The sequence below is a fragment of the Marinobacter sp. AL4B genome (genome assembly GCF_019916045.1).
Classification (GTDB): Bacteria; Pseudomonadota; Gammaproteobacteria; order Pseudomonadales; family Oleiphilaceae; genus Marinobacter.
In genome coordinates this window covers 367,425-387,210 of the sequence record NZ_JAILWZ010000013.1, presented here as the reverse complement: position 1 = coordinate 387,210, position 19,786 = coordinate 367,425, and the positions used below count along the sequence as shown (strand labels likewise).

Below are 19,786 nucleotides of genomic sequence, written 5' to 3'. Positions count from 1 at the left end.
AAGTGGAGCAGCGTTTCATGTCACTGGCTTTGAATGCTCGTGCAATAATTGCGGGCTTTGGACTGTTAGTTCTCGTTTTGGTTTCCGGCATAGTAGAGGCACAACCCAGAGAAATCGACTGGCTCGAATTGATGCCGGCCGAAGACCTCGCTTTGCTTGAAAGTCTGCCGGAAGTGGAGCACGAGGGTGAGGGGCCGGCTTTGCTTCCGGATGAAATCATGACCGGTCGGGTGGTGCCCGAAATGGCCAACGTGGAAGGCCGGATTCCCGGTTTCGTGGTACCCCTGAAAACCACCAAAGACATGCGCATCCTTGAATTCTTTTTGGTGCCATACTACGGCGCGTGCATTCATGTTCCGCCGCCACCGCCCAACCAGATTATCCATGTGAAGTATCCTGAAGGGTTCACCTTGCAGGCGCTGTACGACCCCGTCTGGATTGAGGGGCAGCTGACCATCGAAAAAACGGAAAACGCGATTGGTGCGTCGTCCTATTCGATCAAGGCCAGCGCTGTTGAGCCTTATACCGAATGACGCTATCGGCCAAGCCGGAATTGATGCTTGCCGGGCGTCAGGCGGGTGCCGTTCTGACCTTTCGGGCTGACCCATTGCGCATTGATTTGTTCTACGCCGGGGAAACGGTCGAATAGCTCGGTTTGCAGTTCATTGATATCGGACAGCCCCGGGCAATGCAGGCGCTGGGTAATTTCGATATCGCTGTGCCCTGAACTGTCATGGTCATGACGGTGGCTATGGTCATGGTGATCTGCGTGCTGGTCGTCCCAATTGGTCATTACATGCGATTGCTCGGGCGAGCATTGCTGGTGAGGTGTATCGACCAATGCTGTGTGCTTAAGCCAGTCAACGGCGGATTTGACCGTTTGATGTTGTTCGGCAGAACGGGGGGGATGCTCGAATCCCACCAGATTGTACGCAGGCGATAGCAGCAATACGTCGATTTGTTCGCCTGAAACCGCCACTTGCAGTTCTGCCATTCCATGCTGATGCGCTTGAAGATTTTGTTGGGCGACCGTTGGGAAGGCATACAGTCCAAGCGTCAGAGCGCCTGTAAGCGTTAGGGGGTATTTGAATTTCATTGGGCTGCCTTTGCAAACTTTGGATATGTTATAACATAGTCTTATTGAGCGTCCGGAAAAGCAAGCCCCGTGGGCTGACGACAGTGCCACACGTGCTGTGGAATGCTAGGATATAGGCCTAAATATTACTGGAGTTCCTTGTCCGACAGGTGAGCTCCCCCGATACAGGAAGCTGCTGTTTCATGTCTGAAACCGATACCACCGCTGCCGCCCGAGCCGCAGAGTTCGAGCAATGGGCCAATGTGTTTACTGCCCATAAGGCCTTCAGTCATCCGTCCGAGCTGCACGGCGAGCTGTGTGGTCAATTGTCGGCAGGCACTCGTATCACTGAGCAAGAATGGCTTGCCATGGTCTGTGATCACATGGGATTGGCAGAACAAGCTCTGGAAGAATCTGACGAGCTGGCACCATTTATGAACGGCGCTTACGCAAAGACGCTGGTTCAGCTGGAGTCTTCAGATATGAGCTTTCAGCCGTTATTGCCGGATGACGATTACGCGATTGAACAGCGTCTTGAAGCCTTGGTGTCTTGGGTTCGTGGCTTCTTGGAAGGTATGGCGCTGGCGGCCGGTGCATCGCTTGGCCAGGCGCCGGATGAAATCCGAGAGCTGATAGAAGACTTGGTGGCCATCAGTCAGTTGTCTGATGAAGAAGAGTCTGACGAAGAAAGTGAACAGCAATTACTAGAGATTACCGAGTATGTTCGCCTCGGCGCGCTGACCGTATTTACCGAGTTCAACGAGCCTGAGAAACCCGCAGGCAACGCGCCGACTTTGCATTGATCAGGAGACATCATGGCTGTATCGATTTCGACCAAAGAGTTCGCTGAGCGCCGTCGCAAGTTAATGGGTTTGATGGCACCGGACAGCATTGCGATCCTGCCGGCGGCGCCGGAGCGGGTTCGAAATCGGGACGTGCTGCATCCGTTCCGTCAGGACAGTGATTTTCAATATTTGACCGGCTTTGGTGAACCGGAAGCGGTTTTAGCCCTGATTCCGGGGCGGGAGCACGGCGAAGCGGTGCTGTTCTGTAAAGAGCGGAATCCCGAGAAAGAACTATGGGACGGTTTTTTGGTGGGCCCTGACGGCGCCATCGAGCGTTATGGTTTGGATGACGCCTTCCCCATCGCAGATATCGACGACATCTTGCCGGGCATGATTGAAGGCCGGAGCCGGGTTTACTACCCGTTGGGTAAAGACGACGCCTTCGATACCCGGGTAATGGATTGGGTCAAGGTGATCCGTAGCAAAGTGCGGGCGGGCGCGCACCCCCCCGGTGAGTTTGTCGCTCTCGAACACCTGCTGCACGACTTGCGTCTGTACAAAAGCGCCGGCGAAGTGAAGATGATGGCCAAGGCTGCCGAAATCAGTGCCGAAGCCCACTGCAATGCCATGAAGCGAGCTCGCAAGGGCGGCTACGAGTACAACTTAGAAGCGGAGCTGATTCGTACCTTTATGGATCACGGTGCCCGTTCAACGGCGTATCCGTCTATCGTCGGTGGCGGCGCGAACGGCTGTATATTGCACTATATCGAGAACAGCGCGCCCTTGAAAGCGGGCGATCTGGTCTTGATTGATGCCGGCTGTGAGCTCGATTGCTACGCCTCGGACATTACCCGCACCTTTCCTGTCAGCGGTAAGTTTAGCCCGGAGCAGAAAGCCCTGTACGAGGTGGTGTTGGACGCCCAGTACGCTGCCATCGATGCGGTTCGCCCCGGCAATCACTGGAATCATTCCCACGAAGCTGCGTTGAAAGTGCTGACCCAAGGGCTGATCGATCTGGGGCTGTTGTCGGGTAACGTAGACGATGCGATTTCCGAAGAATCCTACAAGCCGTTTTTCATGCACCGGACCGGCCATTGGCTAGGCTTAGATGTTCATGATGTAGGTGATTACAAAGTGGGCGAGGCCTGGCGACAGCTGGAGCCCGGTATGGCGCTCACGGTTGAGCCGGGTCTGTACATTGCGCCGGACAATACCAGCGTTGATGAGAAATGGCGTGGCATCGGCATTCGCATTGAAGACGATGTCGTGGTTACCAAAGACGGTTGCCGGGTATTGACCGACGGTGTGCCGAAAACCGTGGCCGATATTGAAGCATTGATGGCGGAATGACCCTGTGAGCGACACCCGAATGGATACCGATCTGATCATCGCCGGCGGTGGCCTGGCTGGCGCGACTTTGGCGCTGGCCGTGGCGCGCGTGGTGCCGGAACTTCGGGTGACCGTGGTCGAGAGTTTTCCGCTGTCGCCAGACGCGCTGCCGGAGGATTACCAACCCAGTTACGATGCCCGTTCGACGGCACTGGCCTGGGGTTCCCGGGTTATTTTTGAAGAGCTTGGGCTTTGGTCCGCGCTGGCTGAACACGCCACGCCTATTCAGCACATTCATGTCTCGGATCGTGGCCGGTTCGGGGCAACTCGCCTGCACGCCAAAGACCATCAGCAAGAAGCGTTGGGTTATGTGGCGGACAATCGCTGGATGGGCTTGTGCCTGATGCGGGCCCTGCTGGCGGCCAATATCCGCTGGGAAGCGCCGGCTGAGGTGGTCGATATGACACCACTCAAACAGGGGGTGCGAGTCAGCATCCGCAAAAATGGAGACGAGCAACAGTTGACCGGCCAATGCTTGGTGGTGGCCGATGGCGGCCGTTCCGGCTTGCGGGAAAAACTGGGCTTTCAGCCACGAACGGTGGATTACGGCCAGAATGCCTTGATTGCGAACGTCACCACCAGCGAGGCTCATCAGTTCACGGCCTTTGAACGTTTTACTCAGTCTGGCCCGATGGCCATACTGCCCCAAGGTTCACCGGCCCGCCCCGGGCATGATTCGGCATTGGTCTGGACACTGGGCGACGAGGAACTCGAAACCTTACTTGAGCAGGCCGATGAAGAAAAATGCCGCTCTCTGCAAGAGCGCTTCGGCTGGCGGCTGGGGCGTATCACGCGCATTGGTCAATGCAACCACTACCCCTTAAAGCTGACCACCGTGGACGAAGCGGTTCGCCCGGGCGTGGTGCTTGTCGGGAATGCGGCTCACGCTCTGCATCCGGTGGCCGGGCAGGGGTTCAATCTTGCATTGCGGGGTTTGATGGCATTGGTGGAACAGTTTCGCGTGGCTACGGATAACGGCGTTTCGATTGGTTCTTTGATGGTGCTAAACGAATACCAGCAAAGGCACCGTCAGGATTGGCAGCAAACCGTGCAGTTCTCGGATTCGCTGATTCGAGTGTTCGGACAATCCCTTCCGCCTTTGGCGCTTGCTCGGGATGCGGGGTTGATGGGCTTGGATCTGGTGCCCGCAGCCAAACGCTGGTTTGCCCGTAAAGCTATGGGTACAGGTGGGCGCAAGGCTGCAATTCCTTCCGTTAAAGCCGATCAGGAGGACGTTCGTCATGAGTCATGAGTCCGGGGTGCAGAGCTTCGACGTTCTGGTGGTCGGGGGCGGAATGATTGGTTCGGCTTTGGCGCTGGGGCTGTCCCGACAAGGTTGGCAGGTAGGGCTCATAGAAGGTGCGCCGGTTGAACGGTTGTGGGAGCGTCCGAAACCGGCAGCCGACGTTGACAGTTTTGAGCCAAGAGTCAGCGCGATTTCGCTGGCGAGTGAACGATTACTGCAAGATTTGGGCGCTTGGCCTCGTGTGCAGGCTGGCCGACATTGTGGCTACCGGGAAATGATCGTGTGGGACGGCGATGGCACAGGGCGCATTCACTTCGATGCGGCCGAGCTTCATGCCCGCTTGCTGGGTACGATTGTGGAAAACCGGAACATCGTTCGCGCGTTGTTTGAATCCCTCGCCGAGAGCGACGTTACGCTGATCGATGGTGTGCGGGTGCAAAGTTGGGCTCGTGGCGAGTCGGTGCAACTGGAAGATGGTCGTCTGTTAGCCGCCGATTTGGTGGTCGGGGCCGATGGTGCTATGTCCCGACTGCGTCAGTGGAGTGGGTTGGCTACCCGGGAGTGGGATTACGGCCAGCACGCCATTGTGGGCACTGTGCGTACCAGCCAGTCACATCGCTTCACTGCGTGGCAAAGCTTCACTCCCACTGGGCCGTTGGCGTTCTTGCCGCTAGATAACGAAACCGGCGACGAGCATTTTTGTTCGTTCGTCTGGTCACAGGACACCGCCGAAGCGCGTCGGTTGATGGCGCTGGATGCCGATAGGTTCCGGCAAGAGCTGGAAGCGGCAATTGAAGGTGAGCTCGGTGAGGTATTGGAGGTCTCCAAACGATTTTCCTTCCCGCTGCGCCAGCGCCATGCCAAAGATTACGTCACCGACGGACTGGCACTCGTGGGCGATGCGGCTCATACCATTCATCCGTTGGCGGGACAGGGCGCGAATCTCGGTTACGGTGATGTCCGGGTTTTGCTGGACGAGCTGAGCCGAGCGAAGGAGCTGGGCCTGAATCCGGGCGATGATCTGGTTCTGGCGCGTTACCAGCGTCGTCGTAAGGGCGAGAACCTTACTATGATGGCGGCAATGGAGGGCTTCAAGCAGCTCTTTGCCCGGGATGAATTGCCGGTTCGTTGGCTACGCAATGCCGGTATGCGCTGGTTCGATAAGCTGGCGCCGCTAAAGAATCGAATTGCCGCCGAAGCCATGGGCATTGACGGGTAGCGCTGCCCCAGACTATTACGTAAACTTTTCTGATTGAATCAGACTCCAGCAGACAAAGGAATTGTTTATGGCAGGCGCCAGCCTTCTTACCCTTCTCGATGACATCGCGACGATGTTGGATGATGTTGCCTTGATGACCAAGGTCGCCGGCAAGAAAACCGCAGGCGTGCTGGGGGATGATCTGGCGCTCAATGCGCAGCAGGTCGCCGGTGTGAAGCCCGCTCGGGAATTACCCGTGGTTTGGGCGGTCGCTAAAGGCTCGATGCTGAACAAATGCATTCTGGTGCCTGCAGCCGTAGCGATCAGTTTTTTTCTTCCCTGGTTGGTTATTCCGCTTTTGATGCTTGGCGGTGCTTTCTTGTGTTTTGAAGGCTTCGAAAAAGTGGCCCACAAATTCTTGCACGGCAATGAGGAGGAGGCACACAAAGAAAATCTTCGGGAAGCCCTAAAGAATCCCAAGGCTAACCTAAAAGAAGTCGAACGGGAAAAAATCAAAGGCGCTATTCGTACCGATTTCATTCTATCCGCCGAGATCATCGCGATCACCTTGGGGATCGTGGCCGAGAAAAGTCTTGGAATGCAGTTCGCCGTGCTTTCGGTCGTCGCGGTGATGGTTACCGTGGCGGTGTACGGTTTAGTGGCGGGTATCGTGAAAATCGACGATGGAGGACTGTACCTGAGTCAACGAGACTCGGCGGTACTCCAGCGCATCGGGGACGGCATACTGTGGTTGGCCCCCTACATGATGAGGACTCTGACCATTGTTGGCACCATTGCCATGTTTTTGGTGGGCGGCGGTATTCTCACACACGGCATAACGCCGGTTTACGAGGCCATTCGAGGATTTGCGGCAGAGGTAGGCGGGATCGGCGCTGTTTTAATTCCCACCCTGGGTGACGGGTTGTTCGGGCTCATCGCCGGAGGGGTGTTAGTGGCCGCACTTACGCCCGTAATAAAGCTTTGGCAAAAACGAAATGCTTAAAGACAGGCATCGAACAGGCGGCTGACCAACACCGGAACAGCCGTTTCCACCCGAAGAATTCGGGAGCCAAGGTGCACGCTTTGACAGCCCGCTTCCTCCAGCTTTCTGACTTCGTAATCGGTAAAGCCGCCTTCGGGGCCGATGCAAATTGCCGCGGGCTCGTTCAGGTGCGTCGGGCAGGGAATGGCGGTGCCCGGGTGGGCAACCAGAGCCCGTTTACCGGCCAGGAGCGTCGGCAGTTCGTCTTCTACAAACGGTTTGAACAGCTTTCGAATGTGCACCTGCGGCATCAGAGTGTCTTTGGCTTGTTCCAGCCCAAGAGTCAGGTTGTCGCGCAGATTGTCCTCTGACAGCCATGGCGTTTGCCAGAAGCTTTTCTCCACCTTATAGCTATTGATCAGCCAGATGTCTTTAACGCCCAACGAAGCGCAAGTTTGCAGCGTACGCCGGAACATTTTGGGGCGGGGCATGGCAAGGATCAGGGTTAGCGGCAAAGGCGCGGGTGCAGATTGTTCCAAGCGCACCTGCAACTCAGCTTCTGAGTCCGTGAGATGAAGTACCTCACCATAACCCATAGCGCCGTTCACGCGGCCCACAGGCAGCTTGTGGCCTGCTCCGGCTTTGAGTACGGTTTTCAGATGATCTAAGCGGCGACCGCGTAATCGTACGCGATCTGAATCGATGAAGTCTTCGTCAAACAGTAACGCCAGATTCATTGACTGCCCAACTCTTCCTCGTCGGTATCCCGCCGCTCTTTGTAGGCCAGCCGTCCGAATAAAATGCCGAACTCGAACAAGATCCACATGGGCACGGCTAGCAGGGTCTGGGAAATGATGTCTGGTGGGGTCAGCAGCATGCCAATGATGAAGCAGGCGACCACCACATAGGGCCGCTTGGCTGCGAGATCTTTGGGTGTGGTCGCGCCTGTTAGAATCAACAGCACCGTGGCAATGGGTATCTCGAAGGCCACACCGAAGGCGAAGAACATCTTCAGGATGAAGTTCAGATAGCTGGCAATATCGGGTAATTCGATGATGCCTTCTGGCCCGATGGCGGTAAAAAAGCCGAAAACCAGCGGGAATACCACAAAGTAGGCGAAGGTGGCGCCACCATAAAACAGCACAACTGACGTAAACAGCAGCGGGAACGCCAAACGTTTTTCATGGGCATAAAGGCCCGGCGCTACAAAGCTCCAAAGCTGATAAAGAATGATGGGGATGGCGGCAAATACTGCCAATACCAAGGCCAGCTTCAGCGGTGCGAAAAAGGGCGAGGTGATGTCTGTGGCGATCATCATCTGGCCTTCAGGAAGAAGGTCTCGCAGCGGCTGCGACAGCAGCAGGTAAAGGTCGTTGGCAAAGGGGTAAATTACCGCAAAGCAGATGATGACGGCCAAGACCATTTTCAGTAAACGGTTGCGCAACTCAAGCAAATGCTCGATGAGCGGCATTTCTGGCGCTTGATGGCCTTCGGGTGATGAACTCATGAACGGCTTTCCGACGAATTCCCTGAGGTTTGATCTGTGTTGCTGCTTGACTGGTCGTTAGAGATGGCGCTTTCAGACTGCGCGGATTTGGCCTTTCCCGGATTGTTTTCCGGCAAAATCATGTGCTCGTACTTTTTGGCTTCGTCCAGCGCACCTTTTACGGTTTTCTCGACATCTTCCAGCCCCACATCGCCAGCCTTGCGCAGCTGTTCCCGCAGTTCTTCCGCTTTCAGTTCGCGATCTAGCTCCGAGGTAAATTGTCGGACCATGCGGCGAGCACCACCGACCCATCGGCCAGCCGTTCGGGCAGCAGACGGTAGCCGCTCCGGACCAAGGACGAGCAGTGCGATGATGCCGCAAATAAGAAGCTCAACAAAGCCAATATCGAACATTCAGTTGGCGCTCAGCTCTTTTGCTTTTCCTGAGTTTTCGCGTCAGCCTGAGTTTGTTCGGCCTTTTGGCCTTCCAAAGTGTCAGCTTCATCGGATTTCTCGTCTTCGTCATTCATGGACTTTTTGAAGCCACGAATTGCACCACCGAGATCGGTGCCGATGTTGCGGAGTTTCTTGGTTCCGAACAGCAAAATAACGATGCCAAGTACGATAAGAAGTTGCCAGATACTGATACCCATGAGGGGTCCTCGTTCAATTGTTTCTGTTGTTCACATTGTACGCCAATGACAACCTTGGGCGGAAATACTCCTTAGGGGTACTCCTTTACGATTGTCGTGACGCTTTTTCTTCCAAGCCGGACAAATCGAAGCGACGAGCCAGCTCGTCCGTAATGTCTTTCGGGCTCAGGCCGAGGCGAGACAGCATAACCATGGTGTGAAACCACAAATCCGCGGTTTCGTAGATCACGTCCTGAGTATCTCCGGAGTGTTCGGCATCTTTCGCCGCCAACAAGGTTTCGGTGCACTCTTCCCCGACCTTCTCCAAAATCTTGTTCAGGCCTTTGGCGTGCAGACTGGCGACGTAGGACGTGTCAGGGGCGGCGTCTTTGCGTGTTTCGAGCACCTCAGCAAGGCGTTCCAGTACATCACTCACGGTGTTTGCTCCTCAGTTACTGCCATAAATCGCGTCAGGATCTTTCAGTACCGGCTCGGCACTGACCCATTCGCCGTCTTTCAGGGTCCGGTAAAAACAGCTTCTGCGACCAGTATGACAGGCAATGCCGCCTTTTTGCTCCACTTTAAGCAAGACAACGTCGGCATCGCAGTCCAGGCGAATGTCTTTGAGGATCTGCTGATGCCCCGAACTTTCGCCCTTACGCCAGAGCTTGCCACGAGATCGTGACCAATAAACTGCCTGACCTTCTTCGACCGTGAGCTGAAGAGATTCACGGTTCATCCAGGCCATCATCAATATGTCGCCGTTTTCGGCGTCTTGCGCAATGGCAGGTACCAGGCCGCCCTCGGTCCAGAGGATGTCGTCTAACCAACTGGGAGAGCCTAGATTATCGGCTAAATCTTTCATTTCTATGAATCCTGAGCAGGGTAGGTGCTAGCGCGACAGATGCGGTTCGTATCATCAATCTTGCACGGGTAGTTTTACAGGCATGAGACTGGCCTTCAAGTACAAGGGATGAGCGGGTTCGCCCGACTTGTTCATCCGAATGCAATGTAAGTCCGGCAGCAGTCGCTTTACCTGATCTGAGCGTTTCAGGTGTGAACCGTAATTCCCCCAAGCCGCCACCGTCAGTGCCGATTTCTGTGCGCACCGGGCCAGCCAGCCATCGTTTTCTTCGCCAACCGGTTCAGATGCTGTGATCAGCTCATTGGGCGTGGCGGCGCGATATGCAAACAGGTTGGTGACGTAAACGCCACCAAAGCCCCAGGCGTTGGCAAAGTTGATGCAGCGGGTGATGGTGGGGTTAGCGTCGGTTTCCGATGGGTTCAGCCCTATAATCATCACAAAGGTCTTACCGTCGTCCCAAGCTCTGCTAAGAGCATAACGGTAACGTCCACAGGGCGAAAAATGAGTTTGGGTATCCATCTTGGTTCAGCGCTTGGTGGTCACGAACATGATTAACGGCTACCTCGAAGCACCAAAGCTCCCGCGCCAGCAAACAGCGCCCATGACCACAGTGGTATATTTTGAGCCCATTCTGCGGCGCCGGGCTGGGTTCCGGCGATAGCGACTCCAACCAGTGCCAGCGCGGTGATGCCACGACGCCAGCGGCGGTCGGTTTTGCGCTGCTGTTCACGCAGTAAGGCCAGTGTGTCCTGATTCTGTTGTTCCGTCGGGCCGGCGCTTCTCAATTGCAATAGGGCATCGTGAACCAGTTGCGGCATTTCCGGTGATTGTTCCAGCCATGACGGCAAGTGCGTTTGTAGCGATTTGATCAGACCGGAGGGGCCAATCCGCTTACGCATCCAGTTTTCAAGGAACGGTTGCGCAGTGCTCCACAAATCGAGATCGGGATACAATTGGCGACCTAGCCCTTCGACGTTAAGCAGCGTCTTTTGCAGCAGGACCAACTGTGGTTGCACTTCCATATCGAAGCGCCGGGCGGTCTGGAACAGGCGTAAGAGGAAGTGCCCGAACGAGATATCTTTCAGGGGTTTCTCGAAAATAGGCTCGCACACGGTGCGGATGGCGGCCTCGAACTCGTTGATGCGGGTTTCCGGCGGCACCCAACCGGATTGAACATGCAGCTGAGCGACCTGGCGGTAATCGCGCCGAAAGAACGCGAGCAGGTTGCGAGCCAGGTAGCTTTGATCATCCGGAGCCAGAGTGCCGACAATGCCGAAATCGATGGCGATGTATTGCGGGTCCGCTGGGTTAGACACGTCGACAAAAATGTTGCCCGGGTGCATGTCGGCGTGAAAAAAACTGTCACGGAACACTTGGGTAAAGAAGATCTCGACGCCCTTTTCTGCCAACACTTTCATGTTCACGCCGGCGGCTTGCAGCGACTCTACGTCGGCAATGGGGATGCCGTGGATGCGCTCCATCACCAGCACGGACTTGCTGGTGTAATCCCAATCGATAAACGGAATGTAGATCAGCGGCGAATTGTCAAAGTTGCGGCGCAACTGGCTGGCGTTGGCGGCTTCCCGTTGCAGGTCCAGTTCGTCGTGGATGGTGGCGTCGTAATCGGCAACCACCTCGACCGGGTGCAGGCGCTTGCCTTCGGACCAGTACTTTTCGAGCAAACCGGCCATCAGGTACATCAGCGCCAAGTCCTGGCGAATGACCTTTTCGATGCCCGGGCGAAGAACTTTGACCACGACTTGTTGGCCATTGCGCAAGGTTGCGGGGTGTACCTGCGCCACAGAGGCGGAGGCCATAGGGTCTACACCAAATTCGGCGAAGAGCTCCGATACAGGAGCGCCCAGAGAGCGTTCGATAATGCCTCGGGCCTGATCGCTGGGGAAGGGTGGTACTCGATCCTGAAGCTGTTTCAGAGATGCTGCCATGTCGTCCGGCAGCAAATCCCGCCGGGTAGACAGAATCTGACCGAATTTAACGAATACTGGCCCCAATTCTTCCAGAGCGAGGCGCAAGCGGTCACCGCGGCTCAGTTTGGGTTGAGGAAACAGGTGCCAGGGGGCCAAGAGGAAGAATATTTTCAAGGGCGTGGGCAGTTCGGCCAGAGGCAAAAAGGTGTCCAGCCGGTAGCGGCAAAATACCCAGGCAATTCGGAACAGGCGTTGCAGGCGTGTCACAGGTTCTCCGTATCGGTATCGCTACCAGACAGTTCCAGTTGGTTCAGGCGGGCCTCGAGGCGTTCGGCGCGCAGGTTGAGGTCGTCGATGTCCTCAAAAGTGGCTTCCAATTCGCGGCGCCCAGGCAGGGCGCGGCTTTCTTCGTGCAAGTATTCTTCGATGTTGGCGTTCATGGTGTTGAACGCGTTCCGGCTCCACTTTACGGCGTTGCGGATGCTTTTTCCCAGTAAGTGGGCGGGCACATCGCCAATATGCCGCGCCATTGCCGCTTCCCAATCGGGTTCCAACTGGTCCAAAGCGCGTTGCAGTTGATGCGCCAGCGCGGTGTCACCGGCCACCTGAAGCCGCTCGTCAGCGAAGACACGATCGTCGCCCAGTGCCAGGGCTGCAAATGCTACCGGTTTGCCGGAAATGCTGAGTACGGCTTGGTCATCCGGTTGGCTGCGCACCTGCACTTGGTCACCGACCCGGGCCAAGGTCCAGCTGGTTGCGAACGGGGCAGTGATGTTGAATTGCACGGGCCCGGCCAAAGCCCTCAATAAAGCATCACGACCGCTTGGGTCCAGTGTTAAAGCCTGGCTCAAGGCCGTCTCGACAATAGCGCTGGCCGCAGACAAGAGCGTAGGGCCGGGAAACATCAGGGCTTGATTCCCACGTGAAGAGCGACAATGCCGCCGGTCATGTTGTAGTACTTGCAGTTCACCAGTCCGGCATTTTCCATCATGCCCTTCAGCGTGTCCTGATCCGGGTGCATACGGATGGATTCCGCCAGATACTTGTAGCTTTCACTGTCACCGGCAAACAACTGGCCCATCAGCGGCAACGCGCTGAACGAGTAGGTGTCGTAAGCTTTGCTCAGCAGCGGGTTGGCGGGCTTGGAGAACTCCAGAACCATCAATTTACCACCGGGCTTAAGGGTGCGGGTCATATCGCGCAAGGCCTGATCTTTATCGGTCACATTACGCAGGCCGAAGGCGATGGATACGGCATTGAAGCTGTTGTCCGGGAACGGCAGGTGTTCGGCATCGGCCTGAACGTACTCGATGTTGCCGGCGTAGCCACGATCGGTTAGGCGGCTGCGGCCCACTTGCAACATGGACGCGTTAATGTCGGCCAGAACCACTTTGCCTGATGGGCCTACCAAATCGGAGAACTTCATGGTCAGGTCGCCGGTACCGCCGGCAATGTCGAGCACCTGATGGCCGGGGCGAACGCCGCTCAGCTCAATGGTGAAGCGTTTCCACAGACGGTGGATGCCCATAGACATCAAGTCGTTCATGAGGTCGTATTTGCCCGCGACGCTGTGGAAAACCTCGGCCACTTGGCTTGCTTTCTGGCTCTTCGGCACGTTTCGGAAACCGAAATGGGTCACTTCGTCCTGGCTGTTGCCGGGGGTGCCTGGCGTTTGCTGCTCGCTCATGGGAGATTGTCCTGTCAGAAACTGAATGCTGTATTCTAACCGTTGAGGTGTTGGCTACAAGTTTATTACCGGCTTACACTGTAAAACCGTTTCCAAATAGCTGAGAAAACTGATTCATGTCTGTTATCGATATCCACCGTGCCCATGAACTGGACAAAGAACACGCTCGCGACGCAGCCGAAACTCTGGCCAAAGACCTGTCGCAGAAATTTGATGTGAATTATCTGTGGGAAGGCGACCAGCTCAAGTTCAAGCGCAGTGGCGTGAAAGGTCAGCTCAACATTGCGGAATCTGATTTGCACATTCACTTGGAATTAGGGCTGATGCTGCGGCCGTTTAAGTCCCGCATCGAGCAGGAAATTCACGCTCAGCTGGACCAGATCACCAAAGCGTAAAGCAGATTACAGGTCGCCTGACAGCGAGAAAGGCTCTGGGTGGCCTGCCAGTACATTTTCCATTACTTGTTGTTCCCGGCTGATCAATCTTGCAATCAGCAGGTCCACCTTGTCCATTTTCCGAAACGCGGTATAGCCGCGGTGTATAAACCCGTGGAGGTCAGCCAGTTCGGCTCTTTCCGCTGCGCCTCGGGTCATTGACAGCAACCAGCCTAAGCTGCGGTTACGCACGTAGCGGTCCATCTGCTGGCCTGTGATTGAGACCAGTTCCAGCTGACGTTTTCGAATCTCTAGTTGGCCGCTGGCGCGGTAACCTTCACACCAGTCTTTCGTGGTAATACTCGAGGTGTCTCGGCCATTTTGGTGAAACCACTCGGCCAACTCGAGATCAAGGCTTTGGGTGACCAGATTCAGTTCCACCAACCCGGCAAAGGTGGCCAGCAGGTGGTCGGGCAGCCACTTCACCATCTTCGGGAAAATCCGGTCTACGTTGTCGTCGCGGCGGGTCATGCCGGCCGGTGCGTAAAGGTCAGACAGCAGAAATTCCAGCCCGGTGTGGTAGCCCGGATGTTGATAAAGGTCTTGGTGAGTAGCTTTCAGACGTTCCGCTTGCCAATCCGCGAGTTGGACGGTGTCTTGTTGTAGCGGGTGGTTGGCTTTGAGCTGGCGGAAATCGTGGAATTCAAGCAGTAAGCGTTTAAGCCTGTGTGCATTTTTCGTCTGCACTTCGGTTGTGATCAGGCGGTCACGATACATGCCAGAGCTCCACTAGGCTGAACTTGAAGGCGCACAGTTTAGCGAAGCCTTGCCGCGGGCGCACCCGCAGCGTGTGGGCAAATGTCAGCCCTGGGCCGTGTTTGGGAGTGGTTCGAAGTTTGGCAGCCACTCAACGCTGTCGAGCGTGACAAAGTGGCTGGGAGCCTCGGTTTCGACAATGCGCATGGTGGTCGGGCTGTTTTTAGCGCTGGCCAGCATAGTGGTACGGTCGAGGATTCGGTCGGTGGCAGGAATCAGGAAAGTGCCGTAACGGATGTGCTGATACACAGAAAAGTCCGTCCGCTCCGCCCACTCGATGATGTCTTCAATGTTGCGCACAATTGTCAGGTGGTCTTTTGTTGCGCAGAACAGCTTGCTTAGCAGCTGGCGCTTTCGCGGGTTCATCTTGCCAAAAAAGGTCTGGCCGTAGGCCGATTGAGGTGCGCTGCCTATTAGCCGGACGATCCAAGGCCACATGCCATGGCTGACGGGTTCGAGCAGCATTGTCACTAAGGGATGCAGTTTGCCTTGGGGAAGTACTGGTGCTTCCAATACAATTTCGATGTCTTCGTACAGCTCAGGCCATTGGCGGATAGCTTCCAAAATAACACCGCCGCCTCGGGAATGGCCATGAATACGAATGTTCCGGGTCGTGGGAAGATTTTGCAACGCCTGATTCAGAATGCAGGCATCGTACTCAATGGTGCCTTCCAGATATTTGATGGGCACTTCCCATTCGGCTTTTTCGGGCGTCACGCCGTTCACTGGTATGTGATAGTTGCTACACGTCAGCAGAATGAGTTCTGTTGTTGGGGCATCGTAAGTTTGGGTGAAGTAACAGTGGTTCTCCAGAAAGCCGTGTACCCCAATGACAGTGTGCGTTGCAGCACTGCTGTGATTGCGAACCGATACCGCCCCTTTACCAACCCGATATACTCGCCCGGAAAACATCTCGGAATAGGCGATGTCGATTGGTTTCAGTAGCTTGCGGATGTGACTGGCTTTCATAGTTTGTTTCTCCCGGCACAGCTACTTGTTGTTTGGTTCGTAGCTTGTGATCCAGTTGTATCGCGATTGTTCTATTTCTGGAGTGGCACGGTTGCCCATACAAATGACGATTTTAGGCCAAGCGTGTGCTCAGATGTCGTTTGTATAACAATCGCACTAAGCGATAGGTTCAGTATAGAGTGAAAACGAAGAGTAACGTAACTTTTTGTAATTAGGGGAGGTGGTTGATATATGGAGACGATACCCTGACTCTGGCACAATGCAGAACTCGCAATAATAAGACAGCCATCGGGGAACTTCAGGTTTGAGCCAAGAGCAATCGCATTTAATGCTGCCTTCGGATTCGGCCTGGCTGGCTTTGGAGCAGCCAGATAACCCCATGACCATCACCGTCATGCTCCGGGTTGAAGGTCTTACCGCAGCCCGCTTTCGAGAGTTTTTGAGCGTTTATTGGGTAGCCTGGGAGCGTTTTCGATACCGCCCTGTGTGGCGAGCCCCCGCTTGGTATTGGCAGGAAGATCCCACCTTCAACCCTGCTCGTCATCTGGATATTGTGCAGGATCAATTTGATCCGGCTCAGTTAAAACACTGGGTGTCCGCCCGTTTGAATGATCCTGTGCCATTGTATCGCCCGCTCTGGAAGTTCTGGCTCGCGCCCCATGCCGAGGGTGGGGCAGCACTGCTGTTGCGAATTCATCATTGTTACGCCGATGGCCTGTCCCTTTTAGGTGTCTTCGACCAGTTGTGTCCATCCTCACCCAGACAATACCCGGCTCTATACGGCGCCCCGGAAGTGCCAAAGCTTGGTCAGTGGACGGAAACCGCACAGCAGTGGCTGGGTTTGATGCTGGCTCAGCTCGGTGCTACACCTGCACCCCATGCGGGTGCAAGTTCTGGTTCGGCTCAAAAACAGGTGGGCAAGGCTGTCCAGAGTGGTGCACGTTTGGTGCATAAGATCAGTGAATTTCTGATCGAGGAAGAAGAAACCCCGTCTGACCTCAAGCAACCGCTGCTTGGACGTCGTAGCTGCAGTTGGTCGGCACCGGTTGCCTTGGAACGCTTCCGAAAGATCGCGAAAAGTACCCATACAACCATTAACGATGTGTTATTGGCCTGCGTGGTCGCTGCTGTTCGCCCGAAGCTTGGCCTGACGCCGGAACAACTGAACGATTCGGTGTTGCATGCGGCGGTACCTGTGGATATTCGCGTTCAGATGCCAAAAGGCATCAAACCGGAGGACGGCGAACTCGGTAATTGCTTTGGTACAGTCTTCGTACCTTTGCCCGTTGACGGGGAAAGCGCGCTGGAGCGCTTGTTCCGTGTAAAACATGAAACCCGAAAGCTGAAAAAAAGCATTCAACCGGGACTTGCCTGGGGGCTAACGGCTTGCGCTCCTTTGTTGCCGGAAGTTGGTAGAAAACCTCTGGCGGATTTGTTTTTCCGCAAAGCATCTGCGGTGGTATCCAACGTCCACGGCACGCCTGAAACTCGGTACCTCGCCGGCTGCGCAATTAAAGAGCAGATGTTTTGGGTGCCTCAGGCCGGCGATATCGGTTTGGGTGTGAGCGTGGTCAGTTATGCGGGTCAGGTGCAGTTTGGTGTGGTGGCTGATGAAGCCGTTTTGGCAGCGCCTGATGCTTTTTTAGAGGATTGTTTATCTGAACTGGAGCAGTTTTCCAGTGAGTCGTAAGTCGAAAGTTCCATATTTAATGCCTCCCAAATAAGCAGGCAACCTGCTCTCACGAACAATGTTTTCCCACTTTCCATTCCCTGACTATGGTCCTCAGGCGCGCAAATGTGCCTGGGGCTGTTGTTCTGTTCAATGGCTCCTGATCCCAGATTTCAAACAATAACCGGGGGATGTATGAACAATAAGATGAGAAAGTCAGGGTTGTTACTTGCGGTAGCCGCAGTGATGGGAGGGAGCGCAGGGGCTCAGGCCGCCGTTGAGATCTACAATCAGGATGGAACCGCTTTTTCCGCGGATGGTTATTTCAATGCTTTTTATGTGAATCGTGATGACAAGGTCGGCGATGTTCGCAATTCCGACGTCAAAATGGGTTTTCTGCCCAACACCATCGGCTTCAACTTCAGTAAAGAAGTAGGGGATTTGACTCTTGGTGGCCGCTCTTCATTCTGGAGCACCATTAATGACAGTCTGCAGTCGCCTACCGACACCAGTATTGACGTGCGCCAGCTCTACGCTACGGTCGACGGTGACTTTGGTCAGGTGCTGATCGGTAAGGATTTCGGGTTGTATGCCCGTTCCAACATTTTCCTTGATGAATTACTGATGGGGTTTGGTTCTCCCGGCGCGGCGACGGGGGTCTCCTTCGGTAATATCCGCACGGGTTATCCCTATCCAAACCCTTCGGCGCAGATTACCTATCGGTCACCGGACTTGGGTGGCCTGAAGGTGGCTGCGGGTATCTTTGAACCGGCCAATACAACCGGCGCGGGCTCTGAACAATCGCTTCCTCGTTTTGAAGCAGAGGTTACCTACAGTATTGATGTTGAAGGGCTGGCTCTGACCGGCTGGTTAAATGGTCGCCACCAGAGCTCAGAGAATGCAACAACGGAAATTGACAGTAAGGGCGTCGGTTATGGTCTAAAAGCAGCGGTAGCGGGTTTCTCGTTGACTGCGTCCGGTTTTAAATCGGAAGGGGATGTGCCGGTGTTGATCAGCGACTCTGTTCTGGCGTCAGAAGACGATGCGGATGGTTACTTGCTACAGGGTTCTTACTCTCTGGGTGCGAACCGGTTTGTGGTGTCTTATGGCGAAACAGATTCGGATCAGGGCGATTTTGACACCGAGAACACCTCGTTTGCCGTGTTCCACGACGTCAACAGCAACTTCAAACTGGTGGCCGAGTACAACCTGTTTGAGCAGAAAACCAAGACATCGGATGTCACTGTCGTCGATACTGACACCCTGGCTGTGGGCGCGATTGTAACCTTCTAATCTGCCCAGCCGGTGCCCGTTCTGGCACCGGCACCCGCCTGTTATTCCGACTAAAGTGCCGGTTTTCTTGTGCCGAAATTAGGCTGTGTCACCGGCCATTGATTTATGAGGTTAATAATCAATGGGTTATCACCGTTTTGGCGAGCCAATAAAAAGCACTGAAGTCGAATTCCTCTGTTCTGACAACGGCGTAGAATCGGAGCAATCTCCCCGTTGCCCAAGGGCCCTTTCAATGCACGCAGACAATCAGGAACCAGCGGTCCGAACCGCCAGCGTTAGCATACGGGAACCAGAACTTGCCGCTGCGCACCTTGCCGAGCAGCTTCAGCATGAAAACCTCGGATGCGTGCTGTTCTTTTGCTCTGTTGAATTTGACCTGGAACGCCTTGGGCCTGCGATTCAAGCGGCGTTTCCGAATGCGCGAGTATACGGCTGTACGTCTGCGGGAGAGATCACTGAGCAGGGGTATGACCGGGGTTGCATCAGCGCGCTGGGGTTTGATACCCGCTACTTTGCCATTGACTGCGCGCTGATCGATGAATTTGACGGCTTCACGCTGCAGAACGCACAGAGTGTGATTGACCGGTTGCTTAATACTTGTCGTGACGCCCGCTTGGCGCCCGTAAAAGGCAATACCTTCGCGATAACCATGCTTGATGGCCTTTCGAGTCGGGAAGAGCTTGTTCTGGCAACCCTGAATGCGGCTTTGGGTTCGATACCCCAGTTCGGTGGTTCTGCCGGAGACGATGAGCGCCTGGCCGGTACCCATGTCTTTTTCGACGGACGCTTTCACAGCAGTGCGGCGACGGTGATGCTGGTGAATACACCGCTGGATTTTCGAGTGTTTTCGACACACCACATGCAGGAGCAGGCGGATAAGCTTGTGGTAACCCGAGCTTGTCCAGAGACGCGTACCGTCTTTGAGTTGAACGCGGAGCCTGCTGCAGAGGTATACGCCCGCACTGTCGGTGTTCCCGTTGCCCAACTGGACCGGGAGGTTTTTGCTTTGCAGCCCTTGGGGGTAAAAGTCGGGGGTAATTATTTTGTCCGTTCGATACAGCGGGTGAACCCTGATGGCAGTCTCACGTTTTATTGTGCGGTTGAGACCGGCATTGTGATGACTGCTATGAATCCGGGGTCTTTGCTTGAGAGTGTGCGGGCGCAGCTTGATGCCTCCGAGCGGGTGGTCGGTAAGCCTTTGGTGACTCTTGCCTGTGATTGTTTTTTACGGCGTTTGGAAGCCGAGCTGACAGAGCAATCGGATGCCGTCTCGGCGTTTCTGAGGGAACATAAGGTGGTCGGTTTTAACTCCTACGGGGAGCAGTTCAACGGAATGCACATAAACCAGACTTTTACGGGGGTGGTCATTGGTCAGCCTGACTTCCCCGGCTAG

The 19,786-nt window shown here is 55.2% G+C and carries 23 protein-coding genes; 10 read left to right on the top strand and 13 right to left on the bottom strand.

Going from position 1 to position 19,786, the window contains the following annotated elements:
- The first annotated feature begins 17 nt into the window (after nt 1-17).
- A complete protein-coding gene (locus K5L82_RS12110) occupies nt 18-533 on the top strand; it encodes a DUF3299 domain-containing protein (RefSeq protein ID WP_223134320.1) in 516 nt (171 codons plus the stop codon).
- A 2-nt stretch (nt 534-535) separates the two neighbouring features.
- On the opposite strand, the gene K5L82_RS12105 is transcribed toward K5L82_RS12110, so the two are convergent.
- The gene (locus tag K5L82_RS12105; RefSeq protein WP_223134319.1) at nt 536-1,096 is read right to left on the bottom strand and encodes a ZrgA family zinc uptake protein; all 561 of its coding nucleotides are present in this window, start codon (nt 1,094-1,096) and stop codon (nt 536-538) included.
- Nucleotides 1,097-1,278: 182 nt separating this feature from the next.
- Here K5L82_RS12105 and K5L82_RS12100 point away from each other — a divergent pair, with 182 nt between their 5' ends.
- The 5 genes from K5L82_RS12100 to K5L82_RS12080 all read left to right on the top strand — a co-directional run bounded on the left by K5L82_RS12100 (nt 1,279) and on the right by K5L82_RS12080 (nt 6,696).
- The gene (locus tag K5L82_RS12100; RefSeq protein WP_223134318.1) at nt 1,279-1,878 is read left to right on the top strand and encodes a UPF0149 family protein; all 600 of its coding nucleotides are present in this window, start codon (nt 1,279-1,281) and stop codon (nt 1,876-1,878) included.
- A gap of 12 nt (nt 1,879-1,890) precedes the next feature.
- Entirely contained in the window at nt 1,891-3,210 is a 1,320-nt protein-coding gene (gene pepP / locus K5L82_RS12095) for a Xaa-Pro aminopeptidase (RefSeq protein WP_223134317.1), read from the top strand.
- A gap of 19 nt (nt 3,211-3,229) precedes the next feature.
- Nucleotides 3,230-4,501 carry a 2-octaprenyl-6-methoxyphenyl hydroxylase gene (ubiH, locus tag K5L82_RS12090; RefSeq protein WP_223134921.1) on the top strand — a complete coding sequence of 424 codons (1,272 nt, stop codon included), beginning with the start codon at nt 3,230-3,232 and terminating at the stop codon, nt 4,499-4,501.
- Nucleotides 4,491-5,714, top strand: coding sequence for an FAD-dependent monooxygenase (locus K5L82_RS12085; protein ID WP_223134316.1), 1,224 nt, complete (start codon nt 4,491-4,493; stop codon nt 5,712-5,714). Before ubiH ends, K5L82_RS12085 begins: the two co-directional genes overlap by 11 nt.
- 67 nt (nt 5,715-5,781) lie before the next feature.
- Nucleotides 5,782-6,696, top strand: a complete 915-nt coding sequence (locus K5L82_RS12080; protein ID WP_223134315.1) for a DUF808 domain-containing protein — start codon at nt 5,782-5,784, stop codon at nt 6,694-6,696.
- Here the strand turns inward: K5L82_RS12080 and K5L82_RS12075 are convergent.
- The 10 genes from K5L82_RS12075 to ubiE form a co-directional block, all read right to left on the bottom strand.
- Nucleotides 6,693-7,412 carry a 16S rRNA (uracil(1498)-N(3))-methyltransferase gene (locus K5L82_RS12075; protein ID WP_223134314.1) on the bottom strand — a complete coding sequence of 240 codons (720 nt, stop codon included), beginning with the start codon at nt 7,410-7,412 and terminating at the stop codon, nt 6,693-6,695. The two genes, K5L82_RS12080 and K5L82_RS12075, sit on opposite strands and share 4 nt — an antisense overlap.
- Nucleotides 7,409-8,182: a twin-arginine translocase subunit TatC gene (gene tatC, locus K5L82_RS12070; RefSeq protein ID WP_133007352.1), complete on the bottom strand. Its 774-nt coding sequence runs from the start codon at nt 8,180-8,182 to the stop codon at nt 7,409-7,411. The genes K5L82_RS12075 and tatC overlap by 4 nt, the downstream gene beginning before the upstream one ends.
- Nucleotides 8,179-8,574, bottom strand: coding sequence for a Sec-independent protein translocase protein TatB (gene tatB, locus K5L82_RS12065; RefSeq protein ID WP_223134313.1), 396 nt, complete (start codon nt 8,572-8,574; stop codon nt 8,179-8,181). The genes tatC and tatB overlap by 4 nt, the downstream gene beginning before the upstream one ends.
- An 11-nt stretch (nt 8,575-8,585) precedes the next feature.
- Nucleotides 8,586-8,813: a Sec-independent protein translocase subunit TatA gene (gene tatA, locus K5L82_RS12060; RefSeq protein WP_133007354.1), complete on the bottom strand. Its 228-nt coding sequence runs from the start codon at nt 8,811-8,813 to the stop codon at nt 8,586-8,588.
- Between the two features lie 85 nt (nt 8,814-8,898).
- Nucleotides 8,899-9,228, bottom strand: coding sequence for a phosphoribosyl-ATP diphosphatase (locus tag K5L82_RS12055; protein ID WP_223134312.1), 330 nt, complete (start codon nt 9,226-9,228; stop codon nt 8,899-8,901).
- 12 nt (nt 9,229-9,240) lie between these two features.
- A complete protein-coding gene (hisI, locus tag K5L82_RS12050; RefSeq protein WP_223134311.1) occupies nt 9,241-9,657 on the bottom strand; it encodes a phosphoribosyl-AMP cyclohydrolase in 417 nt (138 codons plus the stop codon).
- A 54-nt stretch (nt 9,658-9,711) separates the two neighbouring features.
- Nucleotides 9,712-10,176 (bottom strand): DUF1643 domain-containing protein, encoded by a 465-nt coding sequence (locus tag K5L82_RS12045; protein ID WP_223134310.1) that lies wholly within the window; start codon nt 10,174-10,176, stop codon nt 9,712-9,714.
- Between the two features lie 32 nt (nt 10,177-10,208).
- The gene (gene ubiB, locus K5L82_RS12040; protein ID WP_223134309.1) at nt 10,209-11,852 is read right to left on the bottom strand and encodes a ubiquinone biosynthesis regulatory protein kinase UbiB; all 1,644 of its coding nucleotides are present in this window, start codon (nt 11,850-11,852) and stop codon (nt 10,209-10,211) included.
- Nucleotides 11,849-12,490, bottom strand: coding sequence for an SCP2 domain-containing protein (locus K5L82_RS12035; RefSeq protein WP_133007359.1), 642 nt, complete (start codon nt 12,488-12,490; stop codon nt 11,849-11,851). Before K5L82_RS12035 ends, ubiB begins: the two co-directional genes overlap by 4 nt.
- A complete protein-coding gene (gene ubiE, locus K5L82_RS12030) occupies nt 12,490-13,272 on the bottom strand; it encodes a bifunctional demethylmenaquinone methyltransferase/2-methoxy-6-polyprenyl-1,4-benzoquinol methylase UbiE (protein ID WP_133007360.1) in 783 nt (260 codons plus the stop codon). Before ubiE ends, K5L82_RS12035 begins: the two co-directional genes overlap by 1 nt.
- Before the next feature lie 116 nt (nt 13,273-13,388).
- Between ubiE and K5L82_RS12025 the strand changes: the two genes are divergently transcribed.
- Nucleotides 13,389-13,667: a polyhydroxyalkanoic acid system family protein gene (locus K5L82_RS12025; protein ID WP_133007361.1), complete on the top strand. Its 279-nt coding sequence runs from the start codon at nt 13,389-13,391 to the stop codon at nt 13,665-13,667.
- Between the two features lie 6 nt (nt 13,668-13,673).
- Here K5L82_RS12025 and K5L82_RS12020 read toward each other — a convergent pair whose 3' ends face one another.
- Nucleotides 13,674-14,423 (bottom strand): FFLEELY motif protein, encoded by a 750-nt coding sequence (locus tag K5L82_RS12020; protein ID WP_133007362.1) that lies wholly within the window; start codon nt 14,421-14,423, stop codon nt 13,674-13,676.
- Nucleotides 14,424-14,507: 84 nt separating this feature from the next.
- Nucleotides 14,508-15,431, bottom strand: a complete 924-nt coding sequence (locus K5L82_RS12015; protein WP_223134308.1) for an alpha/beta hydrolase — start codon at nt 15,429-15,431, stop codon at nt 14,508-14,510.
- A gap of 304 nt (nt 15,432-15,735) precedes the next feature.
- On the opposite strand from K5L82_RS12015, the gene K5L82_RS12010 reads away from it, so the two are divergent.
- The 3 genes from K5L82_RS12010 to nosP all read left to right on the top strand — a co-directional run bounded on the left by K5L82_RS12010 (nt 15,736) and on the right by nosP (nt 19,786).
- Nucleotides 15,736-17,121 (top strand): WS/DGAT domain-containing protein, encoded by a 1,386-nt coding sequence (locus tag K5L82_RS12010; protein ID WP_262492649.1) that lies wholly within the window; start codon nt 15,736-15,738, stop codon nt 17,119-17,121.
- Between the two features lie 174 nt (nt 17,122-17,295).
- On the top strand, nt 17,296-18,393 hold the full coding sequence (locus K5L82_RS12005; RefSeq protein ID WP_223134307.1) for a porin: 1,098 nt from the start codon (nt 17,296-17,298) through the stop codon (nt 18,391-18,393).
- Between the two features lie 232 nt (nt 18,394-18,625).
- Nucleotides 18,626-19,786: a nitric oxide-sensing protein NosP gene (nosP, locus tag K5L82_RS12000; RefSeq protein ID WP_410505861.1), complete on the top strand. Its 1,161-nt coding sequence runs from the start codon at nt 18,626-18,628 to the stop codon at nt 19,784-19,786.